Below are 21835 nucleotides of genomic sequence, written 5' to 3'. Positions count from 1 at the left end.
CCGCCGTCATCGCTTCTGGCCGGCCGTGGCACCCGGCGTCTGGACGAACACCGCCTCGGGCACGAAGCGCAGCGCGAGGAGGTCGCGCGCCACGCGCCACGGCGCCGAGATTTCCGGCGCCAGACCGAAGCCCGCGAGCACCTCGCCGATCTCGGCCAGATAGCGGGTTGCCCGCGCCTGCTGCTCCAGCGTCGGGGGAGCGATGGCGGTCACCGTGCCCTTCAACTGATAGGTCTCGTAATCCGCCGGGCGGCTGAAGGTCACGGTGATGCGGCGGTTCGCGCGAAGGTTGGCGATGGTCTCCGGCCACTGCCAGGCCGAGACCATGAGGTGGAGCGCCGCGCGATCCGCTTCCAGCACCGCGCCGGCCGCCCGGGCGATCTCCGGCAGGTATCCGTCGGCCTGGGTGCCGACGATGATCATGACAGGCTCCTCCAGGAAGCTGGCCAAACCCTCGTCCAAGACCATGCCCAAGCCGGATGCCATGGCGAGGGAGAATAGCCGCGTAGGAAAGTTTTAGGAAACAGGTCTGGCGCTTAGGAAGGTCTTAGGAAGCCGGCCCTTATCGGCAGCCCTACCAATGCGGCGCACCAGGACCACAGGGGAGCGCCGCCATGACCACCGAAGATCCTCTTCAGATGCCGCCGCAACAGGTGGCCATCATCGGAGCCGGCCCCGCCGGCCTCGCCACCGCGGCCTGGCTGCGGCGGCACGGCTTCACGCCGGTGCTGTTCGAGGCGGCGGACCAGCTCGGCGGGCAATGGAACGCGGCCTCGCCGCTGAGCGGCGTCTGGCCAGGCATGCGGACCAATACCAGCCGCATCCTCACCGCTTTCAGCGACCTCGACCACGCGCCGGGAACCGCGGTCTACCCGAGCCAGGCAGAGATTCTGGACTACCTGCGTCGCTATGCCGACCAGGCCGGGATCGCCGGGCAGATCCGGGTCTCGACGGCCGTTGAACGTCTCGAACACGCGCCGGGGGGCCGCGGCTGGGTTGTCCGGTCGCGGCATGCCGGGACGCCGCGGGCGGAGAAGTTCGCCCGTGTCGTCGTCGCCAGCGGGCGCTTCACGGCGCCCTTCCTGCCGGCGGTGGACGGCCTCGGCGGGTTTGCCGGATCGGGCGGCGCCGTGCACAGCCAGGCCTATGGCGGACCGGCCGCCTATCGGGACAAGGCCGTGCTCGTCGCCGGGTGCTCCATCAGCGCCCTGGAGATCGCCTCGGAGCTCGCGCTCGGCGGTGCGCGGCGGGTGGTGGTGGCCAGCCGCCGGCAGCGCTACGTCCTGCAGAAGCTTCTGGCGGGGGTGCCGGCAGACCACGTGGCGTTCACGCGCTTCGCCGCCCTCGCCGGTAGCGCCTTGCCGGCCGAGGCGCTGGCCGCCGGGTTGCGGCAGCTGGTGGTGTCCAGTTCAGGCAGCCCGGAGCAGTTCGGCGCGCCGAAGCCGGATCCGAACATCTTTGCTGCCGGCCTCACCCAGTCGCAGCATTTCCTACCTCTCGTCGCCGAAGGGCGCATCCATACGCGCCCCTGGATCGGCCGCATCAGCGGCACCGACGTCAGCTTCACCGACGGCACGACCGAGACGGTGGACGCCATCCTGTGCGCGACCGGCTACCGGCTGTCACTGCCCTTCCTGAGCGAGGCGATCGCCGCGGCCCTGGATGTGGACGACCAGCACATAGACCTGCACGACCATACCTTTCATCCGGATCTGCCGGGGCTCGCCTTCATCGGCATGTTCGACCAGGTGGGGCCGTACTTCCCCGTACTGGAACTGCAGGCGCGGTGGCTGGCTTATGCCTGGGCGGGGCTGGTGCCGGCGCCCACGGAGGGTGCCCTGCGTGGAGGCTTGGCGCAGTGCCGTGCCGGGCGCGGCGGCCCGCAATCCATCCCCATGCATGTCCTGGCGACCCTGTTTGCGCGGCGTGCCGGCGTGGAGCCCGAACCGGACAAGCACCCCCTGCTTCGGCGTGCGCTACTGTTCGGGCCGCTCTCGCCGGCCTCCTTCCGTCTGCAGGGGCCAGACCTTCGCGCCGATGCGGCATCCCGGACGCTCGACGCGGCCGCGGCCTTTGGCCGGCTGACTTCAGCGGAGATGACCGCCGAGGAAGCGGGCCAGTGGGACGCTATCCAATGCGCGACGCGTACCGTGGCGGCTTGAGGTACCAGGGGCCCAAGCCATGGCGAGCCGACCTCGTTCGCCATGGCCGAGAGGGGCTCGCCCTTGGCGGGAGATGACGCAGCCGGAGAGACGCGTCTCACGGCACCCAGCGAAGGTTGGGCTCGGGTTTCCACCGCTGCTCCAAATCCTCTTGGAGAATACAGGCGTTCAGCAAGGGCCCGCTTCGGCGGGCCTTTTCTGCGTCCGGCGCAGTGTAAGCGGGCGACGCCCCACCGTGGTCCAGCCATGGGACAGGCCGGGAAGCGGCGATGCGGTCTGCCTCTCCCTCATCAGGCGAGGGGCGCGTCATCGCGGATCACGCCCTCCGGCATCGCCTGGCTGGTGCCGCGGCGGCCGGCGCGCTGGGTGAACAGCCGGGCGCCCTCGCCCAGTTGCCCGTGCTCCAGCGCCTCCAGCACCTCGCGGTACACAAAGTGGCTGGGATAGAGTGCGGCGGGCAGCTTCGTGAACCAGCACAGGTCGCCCGCCTCGGGTGTGCCGCCCGGCTCCACGACGCGCTTTCCGGGGCTGCCGCGCAGCATCGCGGGATAGCAGAGCGAGATGGAATGGCCGCGATCGTCGAAGATCTGCAGCAGCGCGACCGGCCGCTCGGCGGCCTCCACCGCGCAGCCGAACTCATCCTGGGCACAGGCCTCGATGCGGTGGGCCATGTCCTCCCGGTGGCGGATGATGCTGCCGGGAACGTGCCAGCCGGTGCCGAAGGCATCGTCGCGCCAGGCGAGCAGCACGCGTCCCTCCCCGTCGCGCACCAGCAGATCCACATTGGCGGTGGCCGAGACCTCGGTGATGAAGCGGAACAGCGGTTTGGGCAGGCTCGCGCCGCGCCCGCTCAGCCGGGCCAGCAGGCTCTCGAGCGTCCGCAGCTCCTCGTCCGAAAGTTCCTGTTCACCGGCCTGCATCCCCATGGCTCCTTTCGCGCACCGGCAACGGCATCAGCTGCCCGCCTTGCAGCCATCCGTCCCGGCCGGGGCGGAGGGGGGAGGAGAGGCGCGGCCTTCACCCTCATGGTTGTCCAGGGGCTTGTACTCCTCCGTCGCGATGTTCCTGCCGAACTGCCCGTGATTGCCAGGAAGCTCCTTGGGGCTGGATGGATCGGCCATGCTTCGGTTTCTCTCTGGCTGGAGGGCACACAGCACATCAACACGGCCGGGGCCTTCCGGTTCGCCGGCGCGGAATGCGGCCGCTCCGCTCAGCCTCCGGGACGAAGGGAGGCCGGCGAGGGCGGCGTCATGACGCCGCCCGCCTGCAGCCGGACGACCATGGCATGCAGGTGGGCGAGAACGGCACGCAGGGCCGGCGTCACCGCGCGGGTGGGGCTGAGCGCCACCATCAGCCGCGCGCGCAGGGGCGGCGTGCCGATGCCCCGCAGCACGTAGCGCCGGTCCGCCGCCTCCCGCGTCAGCGCGGCGCGCGGCAGCACGCTCCAGCCGATGCCGCGCTCGACCAGCGTGCGGATGGCCGTCAGGCTGTCCACCTCCAGCAGCAGCCGCGGGTCGGGGTGCGCGCCGGCCCGTTGCAGCGCGCGCCGCAGCCCGTGCTGCCGGTCCGGCAGGATCAGGTCGAGCCGCGACAGGGCGGAGAGCGGCACCGCCTCCTGGCCCGGCAGGTCGGCGGCCCGGCGCCGGCGGGCGAAGAGCAGCAAATCCTCCTCCGCCAGCACCTCCGCCGTGATGGCCCGGCTGCGCTGGCTGTCATAGAGGATGGCGATGTCGAGCCTCCCCTCCGTCAGCCACTGGTTGATGAAGCCGCTGAAGCCGTCGACGAGGCGGATGTTCAGCTGGGGGTAGCGCCGCCGCAGCTCGCCGAAGATCGACTCCGCCAGATGCACGGACATGAAGGTGGGCACGCCGAGCACCACCTGGCCGCGCGGCACCGGGTCGTCCAGCGCCGAGGGCAGGTTCGCCAGCGCCGTGAGCAGCGGCCGGGCGGCATCGGCCAGGCGCTGCCCGTCCTCGGTCAGCCGGGCGCCGCGGCCGTGGCGGTAGAGCAGCGGCCGGCCGACCTCCTGCTCCAGCAGCGCGATCTGCCGCGACAGGCTGGGCTGCGCCAGGCCGAGCGCCGCCGCCGCCCGGCCGAAGCCGCCATGCTCGGCGATCGCCAGCAGGGAGCGGAGCCGCGTCTGGTCCATAGCCTGGGACCATAGCTGCTACTGCAAGCCGGCGCATGTGCTGGCGCGCTATCCATCCGGCATGGGAAACGCCAAGACCGCCGCCGAGATCCTCCTCGACACCCTGGCCGCGCGCGGGGCCGACCGCGCCTTCTGCGTGCCGGGGGAATCCTACATCGCGCTGCTCGATGCGCTGCACGCGCACCCCTCCATCGACCTCGTGACCTGCCGCCACGAGGGCGGGGCGGGCTTCATGGCGGTGGCCGATGCCAGGCTCACCGGCCGGCCCGGCATCGTGCTGGTCTCGCGCGGCCCCGGCGCCTGCAACGCCGCCATCGCGCTGCACACCGCCGAGCAGGACGCGGTGCCGCTGATCCTGCTGATCGGCCAGGTGGAGAAGCGCGACCTGCGCCGCCGCGCCTTCCAGGAGATCGACTACGGGGCGATGTTCGGCGGCATCGCCAAATGGGTCGGCGAGGCCACGCACCCGGACGAGGTGCCGGAGCTGATCGCCCGCGCCTGGAGCATGGCCACGCAGGGCGTGCCGGGGCCGGTGGTGCTCTCCCTGCCGGAGGATGTGCTGGCCGCGCCCTGCGCCGCCGCCGGCCTGCCGCCCGCCCGCCTCGCCGCCGCCGGCGTGCCGGCGGACACCGCCGCCGAGCTGGCCGGCCTGCTGCGCCGCGCCGAGCGGCCCATCCTGCTGGCCGGGCACGGGCTGGACGGGCCGGGCGGGCGGGCGGCGCTGCGGGCCTTCGCCGAGGCCTGGCAACTGCCGGTGGCGGTCTCCTTCCGCCGCCAGGACCTCTTCCCCAACGACCATCCGCTCTATGCCGGCGATCTCGGGCTGCGCAACCCGGACGCGCAGCGGCAGGCCTTCGCCGAGGCGGACCTGGTGCTCGCCCTCGGCACGCGGCTGACCGACATCACCACCCAGGGCTACAGCTGGCCGGCGCCCGGGCAGCGCCTCGTGCATGTCTGTGCCGATCCGCGCTTCCTGGGCTGGCTGTTCCCGGCCGAGCTGGCCATCGCCGCCGAGGCGTGTGCGGTGCTGGCGGCGCTGTCCGCCGAGCCCGCCGCCGCCCCGCCCGGCCGTGACGGCTGGAACCGCCGCCTGCGGCAGCTCCAGGAGGCGGACAGCCGCGCCACCGCCGGGGACTTCCCGGATGGCCTGCCCTTCCTGCGCGTGGCGCAGCTGGTGGGCGAATGCGCGCCGGCGGATGCCATCGTCACCCTCGATGCCGGCACCTTCGCCGCGCCCTTCTACCGCAAGCTCGCCTGGCGGCCGCCGCAGCGCCTGCTGGCGCCGATCTCGGGCGCCATGGGCTTCGGCGTGCCGGCGGCAGTGGCCGCGGCGCTGCGCCACCCGGAGCGCACGGTGATCTGCGCGGTGGGCGATGGCGGGGCGCTGATGACCGGCGGCGAGCTGGCCGTCGGCATGGCGCGCCGCCTGCCGATCAAGCTGCTGCTCTCCGACAATGGCAGCTACGCCTCCATCCGCATCCACCAGGAGCGGCAGCATCCGGGCCGCGTCTCGGGCACCGACCTCGCCAACCCCGATCTCGGCGCCTGGTGCGCCGCCTTCGGCGCGCCGCTGCTGCGGGTGGAGACGGAGGCGGACCTGCCGGCGCTCGCGCAGGCCTTGCGCGCGCCGGGGCCGCTGGCCGCGGTGGTGCGCACCTCGCTGCGGGCGGTGCTGCCGGGCGGCGCGGCGCGGCCGGTGCCCGCGCCGGCGGCAGCGGGCTGAGGCGGCGGGCCATGCGCATCGCCATCCTCGACGACTATCCGCGCGCCTTCGCCGGGCTGCGCTGCGCGGCGAAGCTGCGCGGCCATGAGCTGGCCGTCTTCCACGACGCGCCGCGCGACGCGGCGGCGCTGGCCGCGCGCCTCGCGGGGGCCGAGGCGGTGCTGCTCACCCAGCAGCGCACCGCCCTGCCCCGCGCCCTCCTCGAACGCCTGCCGGCGCTGCGGCTGATCAGCCAGACGGGGCGCAATGTCGACCATATCGACCTCGCCGCCTGCCGGGCGCTCAGCATCACGGTCTGCGCCGGCGGCGGCGGCGGGGTGGAGGCGACGGCGGAACTGACCTGGGCGCTGATCCTGGCGGCGCTGCGGCACATCCCGGAGGAGGCGCAGCGCCTGCGCGACGGGCAGTGGCAGGGCAGCCTCGGCACCGGCCTCTCGGGGCGGGTGCTGGGCCTCTACGGGCTGGGGCGGATCGGCGGCCGCGTGGCGCGGGTCGGCGAGGCCTTCGGCATGCGCATCCTGTGCTGGGGCCGGGAGGGCACGCGGGAGCGCGCCCGCGCCGCCGGCCATGCCTTCGCGGAAAGCCGCGAGGCCTTCTTCGCGGAGAGCGACGTGCTCTCGCTGCACATCCGCCTGACGCCGGAGACGCAGGGCGTGGTGACGGCGGCCGACCTGGCGCGGATGAAGCCCCGTGCGCTGCTGGTGAACACCAGCCGGGCGCAGATCATCGCGGCCGGCGCGCTGGAGGCGGCGCTGCGCCAGGGCAGGCCCGGCCGCGCCGCGGTCGATGTCTATGAGGAGGAGCCGGTGCTGGGCGGGCGGCACCCGCTGCTCGCCCTGCCCAACGCGCTCTGCACGCCGCATCTCGGCTATGTCGAGGAAGCCACCTACGAGGCGCTCTACGACACGGCGGTGGAGCAGATCCTCGCCTTCGCCGCCGGCCGGCCGATCAACCTGCTGGAGCCGGCGCCGGGCTGAACGGCACCGCGCCACCATCAGCAGGCCCAACCAAGAAAAACGGGGAGACGCATCATGGGCACCACACGCCGCCTGTTCCTGCTGGCCACGGCCGGCCTCGCCGCCAGCGGGGCCCAGGCACAACAGACTGGAACCCAGCCCACTGGAACCCAGAAGGCCGGGGCCGGCTGGCCGGACCGGCCGATCACGCTGATCGTGCCCAACCCGCCCGGCGGGGGCACCGACTTCGCCGCGCGGCTGTTCCAGGAGGCGCTGGGCCAGACGCTCGGGCAGCCGGTGGTGATCGAGAACCGCTCGGGCGGCAACGGCAATGTCGGCATCCTGGCCGCCGCCCGCGCCAGGCCGGACGGCTACACGCTGCTGCTGCAATATTCCGGCTACCACGGCGCCAACACGGCGCTGATGCCGGATATCGGCTGGGAGCCGAACCGCGACCTCGCCGCCGTGGGCATGGCCACCCTCGCGCCGCACGTCATCTTCGCCGGGCCGGGCATCCCGGTCCGCAGCCTGGCCGAGCTGGTGGGGCACATCCGGGAGAATCCCGGCCGCGTCACCTACGCCTCCGCCGGCACCGGCTCGATCCAGAACATCGCCGGGCTGCAACTGGCGCAGCGGGTGGGCGCGCCGATGCTTCACGTGCCCTATCGCGGCGCGGCGCCGGCCTTGCAGGATGTGGTGGGCGGGCGCGTGGACATCTTCATCACCACGCCCTCCTCGGCCATGTCGCTGCTCCAGGGCGGGCAGCTCAAGGCCCTGGCCGTGGCCAGCGAGGCCCGCCTGCCGGCCCTGCCCGATGTGCCGACGACGGCGGAGGCCGGGCTGCCGGGCTATACGGTGGATGCCTGGTTCGCGGTCTTCGCGCCCGCCGGCACGCCGTCGGCGGTGATCGAGAAGGTCAACGCCGCCCTGCGCGCGGCGACGCGGGACCCGAAGGTGCGGGAGGTGGCCGCCGCCTCCGGCGTGGTGCTCAAGCCGCTGACCGTGGCCGAGATGGAGACCCTGGCGCGGCAGGATGTGGAGACGCTGGCGCGCGTCGTGCGCGAGGCGGGGCTGCGGCTGGAGTAGCATCCGCCGGGCGCGCGGGTCTCAGCGCCAGCCCAGCGCCGGGGCGACGTGCTTCAGCACGCCCTCGATGACATGGGCGCAGTACGCGACGCCGAGCTGGTTGGGGATGGTCAGCAGCAGGGTGTCCGCCTCGGCGATGGCCTCGTCGGCGCGGAGCTGCGCGGCCAGGGCTTCCGGCTCGGCGGCATAGCCGCGGCCGAAGATGGCGCGGGTCTTCTCGTCGAGGAAGCCGACCTGGTCCCGCTCCTTGCCGCCGCTGCCGAAATAGGCGCGGTCGCGGTCGTCGAGCAGCGGGAAGATGCTGCGGCTGACCGAGACGCGGGGCGCCCGGGCATGGCCGGCCTCCTGCCAGGCGGCGCGGTAGGCGCGGATCTGGGCGGCCTGCTGGATGTGGAAGGGCTCGCCGCTCTCGTCGTCCTTCAGCGTGGAGCTTTGCAGGTTCATGCCCTGCCGCGCCGCCCAGGCCGCCGTGGCGTTGGAGCCGGAGCCCCACCAGATGCGCTCGCGCAGCCCTTCCGAATGCGGCTCGAGGCGCAGCAGGCCCGGCGGGTTGGGGAACATCGGGCGCGGGTTCGGCCGGGCGATCCCCTGGCCGCCCAGCACCTCCAGGAAGGCCAGGGCGTGGCGGCGGCCCATATCGGCGTCGGTCTCGCCCTCGGCCGGGGCATGGCCGAAATGGCGCCAGCCATCGATCACCTGCTCGGGCGAGCCACGGCTGAGGCCGAGCTGGAGGCGGCCGCCGCTGATGAGGTCGGCGGCCCCGGCATCCTCGGCCATGGAGAGCGGGTTCTCGTAGCGCATGTCGATGACGGCGGTGCCGAGCTCGATGCGGCGGGTCTTCGCCGCCATCGCGGCGAGCAGGGGGAAGGGCGAGGCGAGTTGCCGGGCGAAGTGGTGGACGCGGACATAGGCGCCATCCGCGCCCAGTTCCTCCGCCGCCATGGCGAGGTCGATGGATTGCAGCAGGGCGTCGGCGGCGGAGCGGGTGCCGGAACCGGGGGCGGGCGTCCAGTGGCCGAAGGACAGGAAGCCGATCTTCTTCATGGTGGGCGTGATCCAGATGGGCGGCCCCGGGGCGGGTGCTGACCGAGGGGGCCGGTGTCATGCAGGGATATGGGCCCAGGCCGCGCAGGCCCCAAATCACCGGCGCCAATGATGCTCATGCGCCAGGGCCGCCTGCCCCGCGGGCAGGGGGGGCGGCTACTCCGCCCCGCCCGGTTGCGTTATGCTGCCGCGAAACGGCCATGCCGCACGGTCCGGCGGCAAGCCTTGGACCAGGAGGGAATATGAGCGAGCAACCCGCGATCGGCATGATCGGCATCGGCCTCATGGGGCATGGCATCGCCTGGAACATCGCGAAAGCGGGTTACGGGCTGACCATCCTGGACCATCCCGGCAACCAGCCGGTGGACGACCTGCAGGGCATGGGCGTGCAGGTGGCGCCGCGGATCGCCGATGTCGCGCAGGCGGCCGATGTCATCGTGCTCTGCGTGACCGGCTCGCCGCAGGTGGAGGCGATCCTGACCGGGGCGGACGGCGTGGTCGCGCATCTGCGGCCGGGCACGGTGGTGGTGGACTGCTCCACCGCGCTGCCGGAATCCAGTGCGCGCATGGCCGCCGCCGTCGCCGCCGCAGGCGGGCAGTTCCTGGACGCGGCCATGACCCGGCTGCCGCAGCATGCCCGCGCCGGCACGCTGAACCTCCTCGTCGGCGGCGACACGGCGCTGCTGGAGCGGCTCCGCCCGCTGCTCGAGACCTTCAGCGAGAACATCACCCATATCGGCGGCGTCGGCTCCGGCCACCTGATGAAGCTGCTGCACAACTACGTCTCGCTCGGCTTCCTGGCGCTGCTGGCCGAGGTGGCGGCGCACGGGCAGAAGGCCGGGGTGGAGATGGCCACGCTGGTCGACGTGCTGGCGCAGGGCGGCGGCGGCGGCACGGCGCTGCAGCGCATCTCGCCCTTCCTGCTCGAGGGCGACCCCTCCTCCGTGCCGTTCTTCATCAGCAACGCCGCCAAGGATCTGGGCTATTACCGCCAGGCGGCGGAAGCGGCCGGCGTGCACCGCGCCATCGCCGACGCGGTCGGGACCACGCTGGATTCGGTGGTCGCCCAGGGGCACGGGCAGGATTACGTGCCGCAGCTCGCGGCGCTGCTGAAAGCCTGAGGGGCTCCGGGCCGCGCCGGCGCAGAGCCGGTGCGGCGCCCTGCCTCCCCCCCCCGCGCCAAGGCTCTTGCCAAGACATCGCGCCGGGCCTCTCGTGGGGCCGGGCACGGCGGCACCATCCGCTCCCGCCATGATCGACACCGATCCGGAGGATTCTGGAATGAGCAACCCGGCCGATTACAGCCCGCCGAAAATCTGGACCTGGGACCAGGCCAGCGGCGGCCGCTTCGCCAACATCAACCGCCCCATTTCCGGCCCCACGCACGAGAAGGAGCTGCCGGTCGGGCGCCACCCCCTCCAGCTCTATTCCCTGGCGACGCCCAACGGCGTGAAGGTCACGGTGATGCTGGAGGAGCTGCTGGCCCTCGGCCACAGCGGCGCGGAATACGATGCCTGGCTGATCCGCATCGGCGAGGGCGACCAGTTCGGCAGCGGCTTCGTCTCGGTCAACCCGAACTCCAAGATCCCCGCCCTGCTGGATTGCAGCGGCCCGGCACCCATCCGCGTCTTCGAATCGGGTGCGATCCTCACCTACCTCGCCGAGAAGTTCGGCGCCTTCCTGCCGACCGAGCCGGCGGCGCGGGCCGAGACCCTCTCCTGGCTGTTCTGGCAGATGGGCAGCGCGCCCTATCTGGGCGGCGGCTTCGGCCACTTCTACGCCTATGCGCCCACCAAGATGGAATACCCCATCAACCGCTTCGCCATGGAGACGAAGCGCCAGCTAGACGTGCTGGACCGCCGCCTGGCGGAGAGCGAGTACATCGCCGGCAGCACCTACACCATCGCCGACATCGCCATCTGGCCCTGGTATGGCGGGCTGGCGAAGGGCTGGCTCTACGACGCCGCCGAGTTCCTGCAGGTCGGCAGCTACAAGAACCTGCAGCGCTGGGCGGACATGATCGGCGAGCGGCCGGCCGTCCGGCGCGGGCGCATGGTCAACCGCGTCTCCGGCGACCCGGCCAGCCAGCTGCACGAGCGGCACGACGCCAGCGACTTCGAGACCCGGACGCAGGACAAGCTGGGCGGCAAGGACCCGGCCGGCACCTGACCCGGCCGGCCCTGACCTGATCGGCCCTGGCCTGATTGGCCCTGGCGCGGCGCGCGCCGGGGCCTGGCCTCAGGCGGCCTTCCGTGGCCGCACCATCCGCGCCACGGCGCCGGCCAGCGGCGCCAGCACATACTCCGCCAGCGGGATGATGAGCGCGCCCAGGGCCAGCCCCAGCAGGCCGGACAGCGTGGCCGTCACCAGCCAGGACACCGCGCCGCCCAGCCCCCCCGACAACTCGCCCGCCCGGTGCGCGATGTCGTGCACGACATGGCCGGGCGCGGTGACGCCGAACTCCTCCAGCCCGTGCAGCACGATGCCGCCGCCAACCCAGAGCATGGCGGCGGTGCCGACGATCGCCAGGACGCGCAGGAAATGCGGCATGCCCACCACCAGCCCGCGGCCAAGCGCCCGGGTCAGCGGCCGCAGCGCCCGGTCGGCGCCGCTCGGCGGCTCGGGCGGGGCGTCGATCACCGGGATCGCACTGGGCAGGACGGCGCGGCGGCTGACCGCGGCGGGTGCCGGGGCGGCGGCCCGCGGCACCACGCCGCCACCGCCGCGCAGGCCCAGCAGGGTGGAGGCCGGCCGCTCGTTCACCGCCAGCGAGACGCCGGCATCGTCGGCCTTCACGATCAGCGCCACGGAGCCATAGACCAGCAGCGTCACGCCGATGCCGACCACCGCCAGGATCACCGCCTGCGCGAAAGTGGATTGCCCCGTCAGCCCGGCCAGCGTCAGCGCCATGATCTCGGCCGACAGGATGAAGTCGGTCTGGATGGCGCTGCGCACGCGCTGCCGCTCCAGCGCCTGCGGGTCCCGTGGCGTGGCGCCGGTCTTCTCCTCGTGGTGCACGGCGGCATGGGGGCGCAGGGCGTGCAGCACCTTCTCGGCCCCCTCATAGCAGAGATAGGCGCCGCCCAGCATCAGCAGCGGCGTGATGCTCCAGGGTGCCAGCCAGCTGAGCGCCAGCGATCCGGGCAGCAGGTAGAGCAGCTTGTTCTTCAGCGAGCCGAGCGCGATCTGCCCGACGATCGGCAGTTCCCGCCTGGCGGCGAAGCCCACCACGTAGCGCGGCGTCACCGCCGCGTCATCGATGACGACGCCGAGCGCCTTGGTGCCGGCCTTGGCGGACTGGGCCGCGACATCGTCCAGCGATGCCGCCGCCACCTTGGCCAGCGCCGACACGTCGTCCAGCAATGCGATCAGGCCAACACTCACGGGAGCACTCCTCGATTCGCCGCGGATGGCAGGCGCGTTGCACCCTGCCCAAGCCGGCAGGAGCGGCAAGGGTTGCAGGCAGGGAGGCGGAATCCGCCCGGCCTGCCGCTTTCCCCGGGCGGATGGCCGCCCCGGCCGCTGCGCCGCGCCCGGCCCGCAAGCCCGGCCCGCAAGCCCTGCCGGCCGGGCCCGCATGGGGCCGCACCGGGCAGCGCGCCCCAACTTTCCTCCGGGGGCGGGTGCGCTACACTCGCCACGCCATCGGCGCCGGCGGCCTGCCGCGCGCCGGAAGGCGGGCACGGGGCCGGCTCCCCCCTCCCGCACCGCCGCGCCTGACCGAGGGACATCCGTGAAAGACGCCATGAGCACCATCTTCCTGAAGAACGCCCGCATCGTCGATGGCACCGCGCCCGAGCCCACCGCGCCGCAGGGCGTGGTGATCGAGGGGGACAGCATCCGCGAGGTCTCCGCCACCGCCCGCGCGCCGGAGGGCGCCGCCGTCATCGACCTCGCCGGCAAGGTCCTGATGCCGGGGCTGATCGACGCGCATGTGCATGTCGTCGCGGTCGAGGCGAGCCTGGCGCGCAACGCCACGCTGCCGGATTCCCTGGTCATGGCGCGCTCCATCCGGCTGATGGGCGAGATGCTGATGCGCGGCTTCACCACGGTGCGCGACGTGGGCGGCGCCGACCACGGCCAGGTGGTGGCGGAGCAGGAGGGGCTGTTCCCCGCCCCGCGCCTCGTCATCTCCGGCAAGGCGCTGAGCCAGAGCGGCGGGCATTGCGACTTCCGCGGCCCCTTCGACAACGCGCCGAGCCCCTTCGAGGGGCGCCTCGGCGCGCTGGGCCGGCTGTGCGACGGCGTGCCGGAGCTGCGCCGCGCCGCCCGGCAGGAGATCAAGGGGGGCGCGCGCTTCATCAAGATCATGGCGAATGGCGGCGTCGCCTCGCCCACCGACCCGATCCACTTCCTCGGCTTCTCGCGCGAGGAGATCGGGGCGGCGGTGGAGGAGGCGCGCAACGCCGGCACCTATGTCTCCGCGCATCTCTACACCGACGAGGCGATCCGCCGCGCCGTGGAATGCGGCGTCCATTCGCTCGAGCACTGCAACCTGATCCGCCCGGAGACGGCGCGCCTCGCCGCCGAACAGGGCGCCATCGCCGTCCCGACGCTGGTCACCTACGACAAGCTGGCGGAGGAGGGCGAGGCGCTCGGCATCGGCGCCGAGGCGGTGGGCAAGGTGGACCATGTGCGGCTGGCCGGCATGGATTCGCTGCGCATCATGCAGGAGGCCGGGCTGCCCATGGCCTATGGCTCCGACCTGCTCGGCCCGATGCACCGGCACCAGTCGGAGGAGTTCGTCATCCGCGGCCGGGTGCTGCCGGCGCAGGCGGTGATCGCCTCCGCCACCGCCGTCGCCGCGCGGCTGTGCCGGATGGAGGGCCGGATCGGCGTGGTGGCGCCGGGCGCCCTGGCCGACCTCATCGTGGTCGATGGCGACCCGCTGCGCGACCTCTCGCTGCTGACCGGGCAGGGCCGCCACCTGTCGCTGATCATGAAGGGCGGCCGGGTGATGAAGCGGGCCTGACGGCGGCCCGCCCGACACCACGGCCTGCACGGCCCGGCTTGAAAGATCAGGCCGGGCCGCACATATCGCGCCCCGCCTGAGACACAACCATTGCAGGAGCAATATCGTGAGCGAGGCCCTGGAGCGGCATGAATTCGGCGCCGAGGTCGGCCGCCTGCTCGATCTCGTCGTGCACGCGCTCTACTCGGAGCGCGAGATCTTCCTGCGCGAGCTGGTCGCCAACGCCGCCGACGCGGTGGACCGCCGCCGCTTCGAGGCGCTGACCACGCCCGCGCTGATGCTGGAGGGCGAGGCCAGGCTGCGCATCGTGCCGGACAAGGCGGCGCGCACCCTGACCCTCTCCGACCCCGGTATCGGCATGAGCAAGGCCGAGCTGGTGCAGCATCTCGGCACCATCGCCCGCTCCGGCACGCTGGCCTTCGCGAAGTCGCTGGCCGAGGCGCCGGCGGCGGAGAAGCCGAGCCTGATCGGCCAGTTCGGCGTCGGCTTCTATTCCGCCTTCATGGTGGCCGAGCGGGTGGAGGTCACCTCCCGCCGCGCCGGCGAGGCGGAGGCCTGGGTCTGGGCCTCCGAGGGCCGCGGCGACTACACCCTGGCGCCGGCCAGCCGCGACGCGGCGGGCACCGACATCGTGCTGCACATGAAGGCCGATGCCGAGGAGTTCCTCGACCCCTGGCGGCTGCAGTCGATCATCCGCAAATGGGCCGACCACATCACCATCCCCATCACCGTGGCGCGGGACGGCAAGGACGAGCCGGCCAACGAGGGCACGGCGCTGTGGCGCAAGCCGAAATCGGAGATCTCGGAGGAGAGCTACACCGAGTTCTACCGGCACGTGGCGCACAGCTTCGACAAGCCCTGGGCCACGCTGCACTGGCGCGCCGAGGGCACGGTGGAGTTCACCGCCCTGCTCTTCATCCCCGGCATGAAGCCGTTCCAGGCGGTGGAGGGCGAGCGGGAGAGCCGCGTGCGGCTGCATGTGCGGCGCATGTTCATCACCGACGAGGCGGCGCTGCTGCCGCCCTGGCTGCGCTTCGTGCACGGCGTGGTGGACACCGAGGACCTGCCGCTCAACGTCAGCCGCGAGATGCTGCAGGCGACGCCGGCGCTGGCCCGCATCCGCAAGGCGGTGACCAACCGCGTGCTCTCCGAGCTGAAGACCCGCGCGAAGGATGCCGAGGCCTACCAGGGCTTCTGGGAGAATTTCGGCCCCATCCTGAAGGAGGGCATCTGGGAGGATGCCGAGCACCGGCAGGAGGTGGCGGCGCTGCTGCGCTTCCGCTCCTCGGCCGTGGAGGGCTGGACCTCGCTGGCCGACTACGTGGCGCGCATGAAGCCGGAGCAGGAGGCCATCTACATCCTGGCCGGCGACGACGCGGCGGCGCTGGCGAAATCGCCGCAGCTGGAGGGCTTCCGCGCCCGCGGCGTGGAGGTGCTGCTGCTGGCCGACCAGCTCGACGCCTTCTGGCCCGAGCGGCTGGACAGCTTCGAGGGCAAGCCGATCCGCAGCATCACCCAGGGGACGGTCGATCTCTCGAAACTGCCGCTGGATGCGGCGCAGGAGGCGGCAGCCGATCTCTCCGCCCTGCTGCCGAAGCTGCAGGAAGCGCTGAAGGACGACGTCACCGAGGTGCAGGCCACCGACCGGCTGGTGGACAGCGCCGTGGTGCTCTCCGCCGGGGCGGACGGGCCGGACCTGCAGATGCAGCGCCTGCTGCGCCGCGCCGGCCGCGCCCTGGGGCCGGACCGCGCCGTGCTGCAGATCAACCCGCGCCACCGGCTGATCCACCGGCTGGCCGCCCGCGCCGCCGCCGGCGAGGACCTGGCCGAGGCCGCCGGCCTGCTGCTGGACCTCGCCCGGGTGCAGGATGGCGATGCGCCGCGCGATCCGGCGGCCTTCGCCCGCCGCGTGGCCGGGGCGCTGGCCGCGGAGGGCTGAGGGGAAGGAGAAGCGCGGGCCGGGGTTTCCCTGCCCGCGCCCTCAGGGCAGCAGCCGCTCCACGCGCCGCAGGAACTCGGCCAGCCGGAAGGGCTTGGCGAGGATTTCCATCTGCGCCTCGGCACGGTCGGCGCCCAGCGTCGCCGCATCGGCATAGCCGGTGATCAGCAGCACCTTGAGGCCGGGCTGCTCCTGCCGCGCGGCATCGGCCAGTTGCCGCCCGTTCATCCCGCCCGGCAGGCCGACATCGGCCAGCAGCAGGTCGACAGGCCCGGCCGAGCGCAGCAGGGCGAGGCCGCCGGCGCCATCCTCCGCCTCCAGCACGGTGTAGCCGGCATAGTCCAGCGCCTCGCGCAGCACGGCGCGCAGGCTCGGCTCGTCGTCCACCAGCAGCAGGGTGCCCCGCCGGCCGGGCCGGGCGGGCGGCAGGCCGGCCGCCGCAGCCGGCGGCGCCTGCGGCGCCGCCTCCCCGTGGCGCGGCAGGTAGAGGTGGACGGCGGTGCCCTCCCCCGGCACGGAGTCGATCCGCACCTGCCCGCCCGATTGCCGGGCGAAGCCGTACACCATGGAGAGACCGAGCCCTGTCCCCCCTCCCAGCGGCTTGGTGGTGAAGAAGGGCTCGAACACCTTGGCGAGGGTGGCGGCATCCATGCCGCTGCCGGTGTCGGCGACGGTCAGCCGCACATAGTCGGCCGGCGGCAGATCCAGCGCCTGCGCCGCCGCCACGCCGAGGGCGGTGTTGGCCGTGGTGATGCGCAGCAGCCCGCCCCCCGCCATGGCGTCGCGCGCATTGAGGCAGAGGTTGAGCAGCGCGTTCTCGAGCTGGTTCTGGTCGCACAGGGTCAGCCACAGGGCGGGCTCGAAGCGTGTCTCGATGCGGATATGCGGCCCCATGCTGCGCTGGACCAGCTCCAGCATGCCCTCGACCAGCACGTTCACCGCCGTGGGCTGCGCATCCAGCGTCTGCCGGCGGGCGAAGGCCAGCAGGCGGTGCGTCAGGGCAGCGGCGCGCTGCACGGCGCCCTGCGCCAGCTCCACATGCCGCGGAAGGGCCGCCACCTGCCCTCCGGCGAGGCGCAGCTGCATCAGCTCCAGGCTGCCGCCGATGCCGGCCAGCAGGTTGTTGAAGTCGTGCGCCAGCCCGCCGGTGAGCTGGCCCACCGCCTCCATCTTCTGGCTCTGGCGCAGCCGCTCCTCCAGCTCGTTGCGGCGCGTCACGTCGCGCCCGGCGGCGACGAAGCCCGCCTCGTCCGGGATGCAGGCCCAGCTGAAGGCGCGGCTGGTGCCATCGGCGTGGCGCATGCGCAGCTCCACCGCCACATCCGCGCCGCCGTGGCGCAGCTGGGCCAGAGCCGCCTCCAGCATGTCGCGGTCCTCATCCTGCACCAGCGCCCCCAGCGGGGTGCCGGGCAGGCCGGCGGCCGGCAGGCCCAGCGCGGCCTGCCAGGCCGGGTTGGCGCTGACACAGCGCCCCTCGGCGTCGCCCACGAAGAACAGGTCGCGGGAGACGCGCCAGACCCGGTCCAGCTCCCGCGTGCGCTCCGCCACCCGGCTTTCCAGCGCTTCGTTCAGCGTCCGCAGCCGGGCCTCGGCCTCCTGCGTGGCGGTGACGTCGTAGAGCACGCCGCTGAAGCGCAGCTCGCTGGTGTCCGCGTCGCGCAGGTATTCGCCGCGCCGCATCAGCCAGCGCGGCGTGCCGTCATCGGCGCGGCGGATGCGGAAGGCGCGGGTCTCGGCCGGACCCGGAGCGGCGGGCGGGGCGCGGTCGAAGGGCGAGGGATCCCCCTCGGCGACCAGGCTGTTGACCAGCGGCACCGGCAGGTTCGCCACCGGCCGCAGGCCGAGCAGCGCGCAGAAGGTGCCGGAGACCGCCGCCGTGCCGAAGCCCGGCACATGCTCGAAGGTGCCGATGCCGCCGGCGCTCTGGGCGATGCGCAGCCGTTCCTCGGTGCGCTTCTGCTCGGTGATGTCGGTCAGCGTGCCGATCAGGCGGGCGGGCTGCCCCTGCGCATCCGGCCAGCAGCGGGTGCGGGCCTGCACCCAGCGCACCGTGCCATCCGGCCCCAGCAGGCGGTATTCCTTGGAGAACAGCTCGGCGCCGCGCAGCAGCCCGCCGACGCCCAGGCGGATGCGCATCCGGTCCTGCGGGTGGATGCAGGCGAAGAAGCCGGACGGGTCCAGCGCCGCGCCGGCGAGGGGCAGCCCGTGCCAGGCGGCGAACTGCGTGTCGCCGGCGATCCGCCCGGTGGCGATCTCCCACTCCCAGGCGGCGCTGCCGGAGAGGGCGAGCTGCGCCCGCAGGCGCCGGTCCTCCTGCCCCTCGCCTTCCGGCAGGGTGCAGAGCAGCAGCCCCTCCGACGGTCCCGGCGCCAGGAACAGGGGCGGGGTGTCGGCGGCCCGGAAGGCGCGGCCCTGGGCCTCGCGCGCCGCCGCCGGCCCCGCCTGCCGCAGCCGCTCCAGCGCGCCGGGGCCGCCCCGGGCGGTGAAGGCGGCGGTGCAGCCGAGCAGCGGCAGCTCCGGCTTCGCGCCGTCCAGCACCGCCAGCGCCACCCCTGCCGCCTCGAAGGCAGCCATCCACGGCCCGATCCGGTCCCCGAGGGAAGCGGCCAGGGGTCCGGTGGCAGGGTCGGTCGTGAAGGGCAGGGCGGTGTTCTCCATGCGCGCCGCCGCGGCCTCAGGGGCTGCCGGCGGTGTCGTCCATCACGCTGCTGATGAAGCTGGCGATCAGCTGCTGCAGCATGGCCAGCGAGGGCATGTCCATCAGCATGGCAATGTAGCCGCGGATATCGTGGTTGCGGATGCTGAAGTTGATATAGAGGAACAGCACCACCCCGGCCACCTCCTCCTCCGGTCTCATGCCGGAGGCGAAGAGGGCGGCGGGGGCGCCATGGTCCAGGTCGGGCAGCGACAGGGTCAGGCTCTCGCGCAGCATGTTGGCCATGGTGCCGAGGCAGTTGTTGAGCACGAGGTTGCCGGTCTCGGTCAGCGTCTCGTCCTGCAGGGCCAGGGCTTCCGCATCGTCCACCGAATCGCCCAGCACGGCGCGCACCAGGCTGGCGCCGTTCGCCGCCGGCAGGATCAGCAGGGCGCGGCCGGAGAAAGGACCGGCGAAGTCCTGCCGCACCGCCACCAGCGGCTCCTGCTCCCGGTCGGCGATCATCGCCGCCGCCGCCTGCCGGCTGATCACCTCGGCGGAGGGGACGGAGAGCAGCACCTCGGCGCCGATCAGGCGGCGCAGGCTGGCCGCGGCACGGCTGACGCCGATGTTGACGATCTCGGTCAGCGCGTCCCGCTCCAGCTCGCTGAGCAGGATCTGCATGATCACAGCGGGGCGCTCTTCACGCCGCACCCTGCCGCCACCGCAGCGCCGCGGCGGCGAGGAAGCCGCGCAGCCCTTCCTCGGTGGCGGGCTTCGGCACGAAGGCGAGCTTCAGGGCCCGCGCCTGGGCGATGATCTCGTCCTGCACGTTGGCGGTGAGCAGGGCGACCGGCATGTCGGGGTAGAGGGCGCGCATCTCGGCGGCCAGCGCCAGGCCGTTGCGCTCCGGCATGTTGTAGTCCACCAGCGCCACATCCACGCCCCCCTCGGCCAGGCGGGCCAGCGCCTCCGCGGCGCTGCCGGCCTCGACGCGCCGCCACTCCGGCTGCAGCGCGGCCACCGCCTTGGCGGCGACGATCCGCGCCAGCTTGCTGTCGTCGACGATCAGGAGGGTGGGTGCCATGGTTTCGGACTCTTCTGCCATCGGCGAGAAAGCAGGCTCCGCCAAGCCCCTACAGGCCCTCGTGGCGAGCAGGAGGGGCGCTTTGTATCAATTCCGGAGCACCGTTTGAAGAACCATCCTCTAAAACCGGTGCAATCCACTGCCGCAGGAAAGGATCGGTCGGCGCTTCCAAGAGCCGGGGCCGCAGCGCCAGCAACACCTGCACCAGCGCCGTGTGCAGCGTGCGCGCCCGCCCCAGGGCGATGCCGCGGGATGGCCGCTCCAGCAGCAGGGACAGCAGCGGCTCGGCCTCCTCGCTGCCGCAATCGCCCTCCAGGTGCAGGGTGTCGTCGTCCAGGCGCAGGGTCATCGTGTCAGCTCCGGCAGGTCCAGCACCATCCGCACGCGGCCTTCGTCATCCAGCGCGGTGCCGAGCAGGCCGGGCATCCCGGCCATCAGCCCGTCCAACGGGCGCAGCGGCGCGTCGAGCCGCCGGCCGAACGCCTCCACCGCCAGCCCCACCGGCCGCGCCCCGGCGGTGACCAGAACCCGCGTCACCGCAGCCCCCTCCGCCCGGCGCGGCAGGCCGAGCAGCGCCCCGAGGTCGAGCAGCGGCACGGTGCGGCCGCGCAGCACGAAGGCCGCCGCCTCCCCCGGCAGCCCCGCCAGGGGCAGGATGCGCGCGGCCGGCAGGCGCAGCGTCTCCGCCACCGCCTCCACCGGCACGGCCAGTTCCTCGCCGCCGGCGCGCAGCAGCAGCAGCGCGCGCAGCGCCGCCGCCTGCGGCAGGGAAAGCCGCACCGTGGTGCCCTCCCCCTTGCGGCTTTCCAGCGCCACATGCCCGCCCAGCGCGGCGATGGCGGCGCGCACCGCATCCATCCCGACGCCGCGCCCGGAGATGTCGCTGACCCCGGCGGCGGTGGAGAAGCCGGGCGTGAAGAGCAGCGCGTGCAGCGCGGCCTCGTCCATGGCCGCGGCGCCCGCCACGCCGCGCGCCCGCGCCGCCGCACGCAGGCGCTCGGGGTCCAGCCCGGCGCCATCGTCGCTGAGCGAGATCTCCAGCCGCTCGCCCGCGCGGCGTGCCGCCAGGCGCAGCCGGCCGGCGGGCGGCTTGCCGCGCGCCTGCCGCTCCGCCGGCGGCTCGATGCCATGGTCCAGCGCGTTGCGCAGCAGGTGCAGCAGCGGCTCGTACAGCCCCTCGACGATGGCGCGGTCGGCCTCCAGCGCCTCGCCCGCCATCTCCAGCGTGGCCTCCTTGCCCAGCCGCGCGGCGGTCTCCCGCGCCAGGGCGGGCAGGCGGCGGAAGCTGCGCGAGAGCGGCAGGCGGCGCAGCCCGGCCACCATGCCGTCCAGCTCCGCCACCAGCCGGCCGATGGCCGCCTGCCGCTCGGCCAGGTCGCGGCCCAGCGCCGGGTCCAGCGCGGCGGCACGGGCCACCAGCGGGGCCAGGGCGTTGCCCGTCACTGCCAGCGCGCCCAGCCGCGCCGCCAGCGCCTCGATACGCGCCGGCTCCACCCGCAGCGGGCGGGCCGGCGTCCTGGCATCAGGCCTCCTGCCGCCCGGCGTCTCGCCGCCGGTTGTCTCGTTGCCGGTTGTCTCGCCGCCGGTTGTCTCGTTGCCGGGCGCCGTGGCCGGCACCTCGGCCAGCACGCACTGGTCCGCCACGAAGCGGAAGAGCTGGCGCAGCGCGTCCGGCGCCTCCAGCGTCAGCGCCAGGATCTCCAGGTTGCAGGCATAGGGGTCGAGCTGCGCCGGCTCCGGCCAGGGGAGGCGCGGCGAAAGCTCCAGCGCCAGCAGGCCAGGCAGCCGGCGCAGCAGCGCCAGCGGGTCCTCGCCCAGGAAGAAGCAGCCGGCATCCGGGCGGTAGCGCAGCGCCATCGCGCGCCGCCCCTCCGCCCGCGCCGCCGCGAGGGCGGCGGCGTGGCGTGCCGCCAGCGGGGCGAGCCAGGCGGTCTCCGCTTCCCCGGCCGCCCGGGCCTGCCCCGCTGAGGGCGCCGCGCCGGTGCCGCGAGCTGCTTGTCACCTCCATGGACCGGGACGGCACCAAGTCCGGCTTCGATCTCGAGCTGCTGCGGGCGCTGCGGGGGCGGGTGCGGCTGCCGC

19 protein-coding genes and 1 pseudogene are annotated in these 21835 nt (G+C 73.5%); 9 read left to right on the top strand and 11 right to left on the bottom strand.

Features of this window, described 5'->3' with window-relative positions; all coding sequences use genetic code 11:
• Positions 1-6: 6 nt before the first annotated feature.
• Positions 7-423, bottom strand: a complete 417-nt coding sequence (locus tag ACFOY6_RS19625) for a hypothetical protein (RefSeq protein WP_456316948.1) — start codon at positions 421-423, stop codon at positions 7-9.
• 191 nt (positions 424-614) lie between these two features.
• On the opposite strand from ACFOY6_RS19625, the gene ACFOY6_RS19620 reads away from it, so the two are divergent.
• Positions 615-2162 (top strand): flavin-containing monooxygenase, encoded by a 1548-nt coding sequence (locus ACFOY6_RS19620; protein WP_379652009.1) that lies wholly within the window; start codon positions 615-617, stop codon positions 2160-2162.
• A 290-nt stretch (positions 2163-2452) separates the two neighbouring features.
• On the opposite strand, the gene ACFOY6_RS19615 is transcribed toward ACFOY6_RS19620, so the two are convergent.
• The 3 genes from ACFOY6_RS19615 to ACFOY6_RS19605 form a co-directional block, all read right to left on the bottom strand.
• Positions 2453-3082 carry an NUDIX hydrolase gene (locus ACFOY6_RS19615; RefSeq protein ID WP_379632285.1) on the bottom strand — a complete coding sequence of 210 codons (630 nt, stop codon included), beginning with the start codon at positions 3080-3082 and terminating at the stop codon, positions 2453-2455.
• A 33-nt stretch (positions 3083-3115) separates the two neighbouring features.
• Positions 3116-3283 (bottom strand): hypothetical protein, encoded by a 168-nt coding sequence (locus ACFOY6_RS19610; RefSeq protein ID WP_379652008.1) that lies wholly within the window; start codon positions 3281-3283, stop codon positions 3116-3118.
• 89 nt (positions 3284-3372) lie between these two features.
• Positions 3373-4311 carry a LysR family transcriptional regulator gene (locus tag ACFOY6_RS19605; RefSeq protein WP_109515495.1) on the bottom strand — a complete coding sequence of 313 codons (939 nt, stop codon included), beginning with the start codon at positions 4309-4311 and terminating at the stop codon, positions 3373-3375.
• A gap of 61 nt (positions 4312-4372) precedes the next feature.
• Here ACFOY6_RS19605 and ACFOY6_RS19600 point away from each other — a divergent pair, with 61 nt between their 5' ends.
• The 3 genes from ACFOY6_RS19600 to ACFOY6_RS19590 are packed head-to-tail and all read left to right on the top strand — an operon-like array spanning position 4373 to position 8076.
• Positions 4373-6034: a thiamine pyrophosphate-binding protein gene (locus tag ACFOY6_RS19600; RefSeq protein WP_379652007.1), complete on the top strand. Its 1662-nt coding sequence runs from the start codon at positions 4373-4375 to the stop codon at positions 6032-6034.
• 11 nt (positions 6035-6045) lie between these two features.
• The gene (locus ACFOY6_RS19595; protein ID WP_379632277.1) at positions 6046-7011 is read left to right on the top strand and encodes a D-2-hydroxyacid dehydrogenase family protein; all 966 of its coding nucleotides are present in this window, start codon (positions 6046-6048) and stop codon (positions 7009-7011) included.
• Positions 7012-7065: 54 nt separating this feature from the next.
• Complete coding sequence (locus ACFOY6_RS19590) at positions 7066-8076, top strand: Bug family tripartite tricarboxylate transporter substrate binding protein (RefSeq protein ID WP_379652006.1); 1011 nt, start codon at positions 7066-7068, stop codon at positions 8074-8076.
• Positions 8077-8097: 21 nt separating this feature from the next.
• On the opposite strand, the gene ACFOY6_RS19585 is transcribed toward ACFOY6_RS19590, so the two are convergent.
• Positions 8098-9120 (bottom strand): LLM class flavin-dependent oxidoreductase, encoded by a 1023-nt coding sequence (locus tag ACFOY6_RS19585; RefSeq protein ID WP_379652005.1) that lies wholly within the window; start codon positions 9118-9120, stop codon positions 8098-8100.
• A 242-nt stretch (positions 9121-9362) separates the two neighbouring features.
• On the opposite strand from ACFOY6_RS19585, the gene ACFOY6_RS19580 reads away from it, so the two are divergent.
• Both ACFOY6_RS19580 and yghU read left to right on the top strand, forming a co-directional pair.
• Entirely contained in the window at positions 9363-10241 is an 879-nt protein-coding gene (locus ACFOY6_RS19580; RefSeq protein ID WP_379652004.1) for an NAD(P)-dependent oxidoreductase, read from the top strand.
• A gap of 160 nt (positions 10242-10401) precedes the next feature.
• Positions 10402-11289 (top strand): glutathione-dependent disulfide-bond oxidoreductase, encoded by an 888-nt coding sequence (gene yghU, locus ACFOY6_RS19575; protein ID WP_379652003.1) that lies wholly within the window; start codon positions 10402-10404, stop codon positions 11287-11289.
• A gap of 69 nt (positions 11290-11358) precedes the next feature.
• Here the strand turns inward: yghU and ACFOY6_RS19570 are convergent, their stop codons facing one another.
• Positions 11359-12504: a DUF808 domain-containing protein gene (locus ACFOY6_RS19570; RefSeq protein ID WP_109515501.1), complete on the bottom strand. Its 1146-nt coding sequence runs from the start codon at positions 12502-12504 to the stop codon at positions 11359-11361.
• Positions 12505-12865: 361 nt separating this feature from the next.
• Here ACFOY6_RS19570 and ACFOY6_RS19565 point away from each other — a divergent pair, with 361 nt between their 5' ends.
• Entirely contained in the window at positions 12866-14092 is a 1227-nt protein-coding gene (locus ACFOY6_RS19565; protein ID WP_379652002.1) for a metal-dependent hydrolase family protein, read from the top strand.
• 106 nt (positions 14093-14198) lie between these two features.
• A complete protein-coding gene (gene htpG, locus ACFOY6_RS19560; RefSeq protein WP_379652001.1) occupies positions 14199-16031 on the top strand; it encodes a molecular chaperone HtpG in 1833 nt (610 codons plus the stop codon).
• Positions 16032-16073: 42 nt separating this feature from the next.
• Here the strand turns inward: htpG and ACFOY6_RS19555 are convergent, their stop codons facing one another.
• The 5 genes from ACFOY6_RS19555 to ACFOY6_RS19535 are packed head-to-tail and all read right to left on the bottom strand — an operon-like array spanning position 16074 to position 21610.
• Positions 16074-18689, bottom strand: a complete 2616-nt coding sequence (locus tag ACFOY6_RS19555) for a hybrid sensor histidine kinase/response regulator (protein ID WP_379652000.1) — start codon at positions 18687-18689, stop codon at positions 16074-16076.
• 16 nt (positions 18690-18705) lie between these two features.
• Positions 18706-19356 carry a hypothetical protein gene (locus tag ACFOY6_RS19550; protein WP_456316309.1) on the bottom strand — a complete coding sequence of 217 codons (651 nt, stop codon included), beginning with the start codon at positions 19354-19356 and terminating at the stop codon, positions 18706-18708.
• Positions 19357-19369: 13 nt separating this feature from the next.
• The gene (locus ACFOY6_RS19545) at positions 19370-19753 is read right to left on the bottom strand and encodes a response regulator transcription factor (protein ID WP_109515505.1); all 384 of its coding nucleotides are present in this window, start codon (positions 19751-19753) and stop codon (positions 19370-19372) included.
• A 49-nt stretch (positions 19754-19802) separates the two neighbouring features.
• A complete protein-coding gene (locus ACFOY6_RS19540; RefSeq protein WP_379632265.1) occupies positions 19803-20102 on the bottom strand; it encodes a hypothetical protein in 300 nt (99 codons plus the stop codon).
• Positions 20099-21610 (bottom strand): chemotaxis protein CheA, encoded by a 1512-nt coding sequence (locus ACFOY6_RS19535; RefSeq protein ID WP_379651999.1) that lies wholly within the window; start codon positions 21608-21610, stop codon positions 20099-20101. Before ACFOY6_RS19535 ends, ACFOY6_RS19540 begins: the two co-directional genes overlap by 4 nt.
• A gap of 131 nt (positions 21611-21741) precedes the next feature.
• On the opposite strand from ACFOY6_RS19535, the pseudogene ACFOY6_RS24400 reads away from it, so the two are divergent.
• Positions 21742-21835 (top strand): annotated as a pseudogene (locus ACFOY6_RS24400) (HisA/HisF-related TIM barrel protein); the annotation flags it as partial.

Source organism: Teichococcus aestuarii, from assembly GCF_042651065.1.
In the GTDB taxonomy this organism is placed as follows: Bacteria; Pseudomonadota; Alphaproteobacteria; order Acetobacterales; family Acetobacteraceae; genus Pseudoroseomonas; species Pseudoroseomonas aestuarii.
The sequence above is the reverse complement of the archived record's forward strand: the minus strand, read 5'-3'. Positions and strand labels throughout refer to the sequence as shown.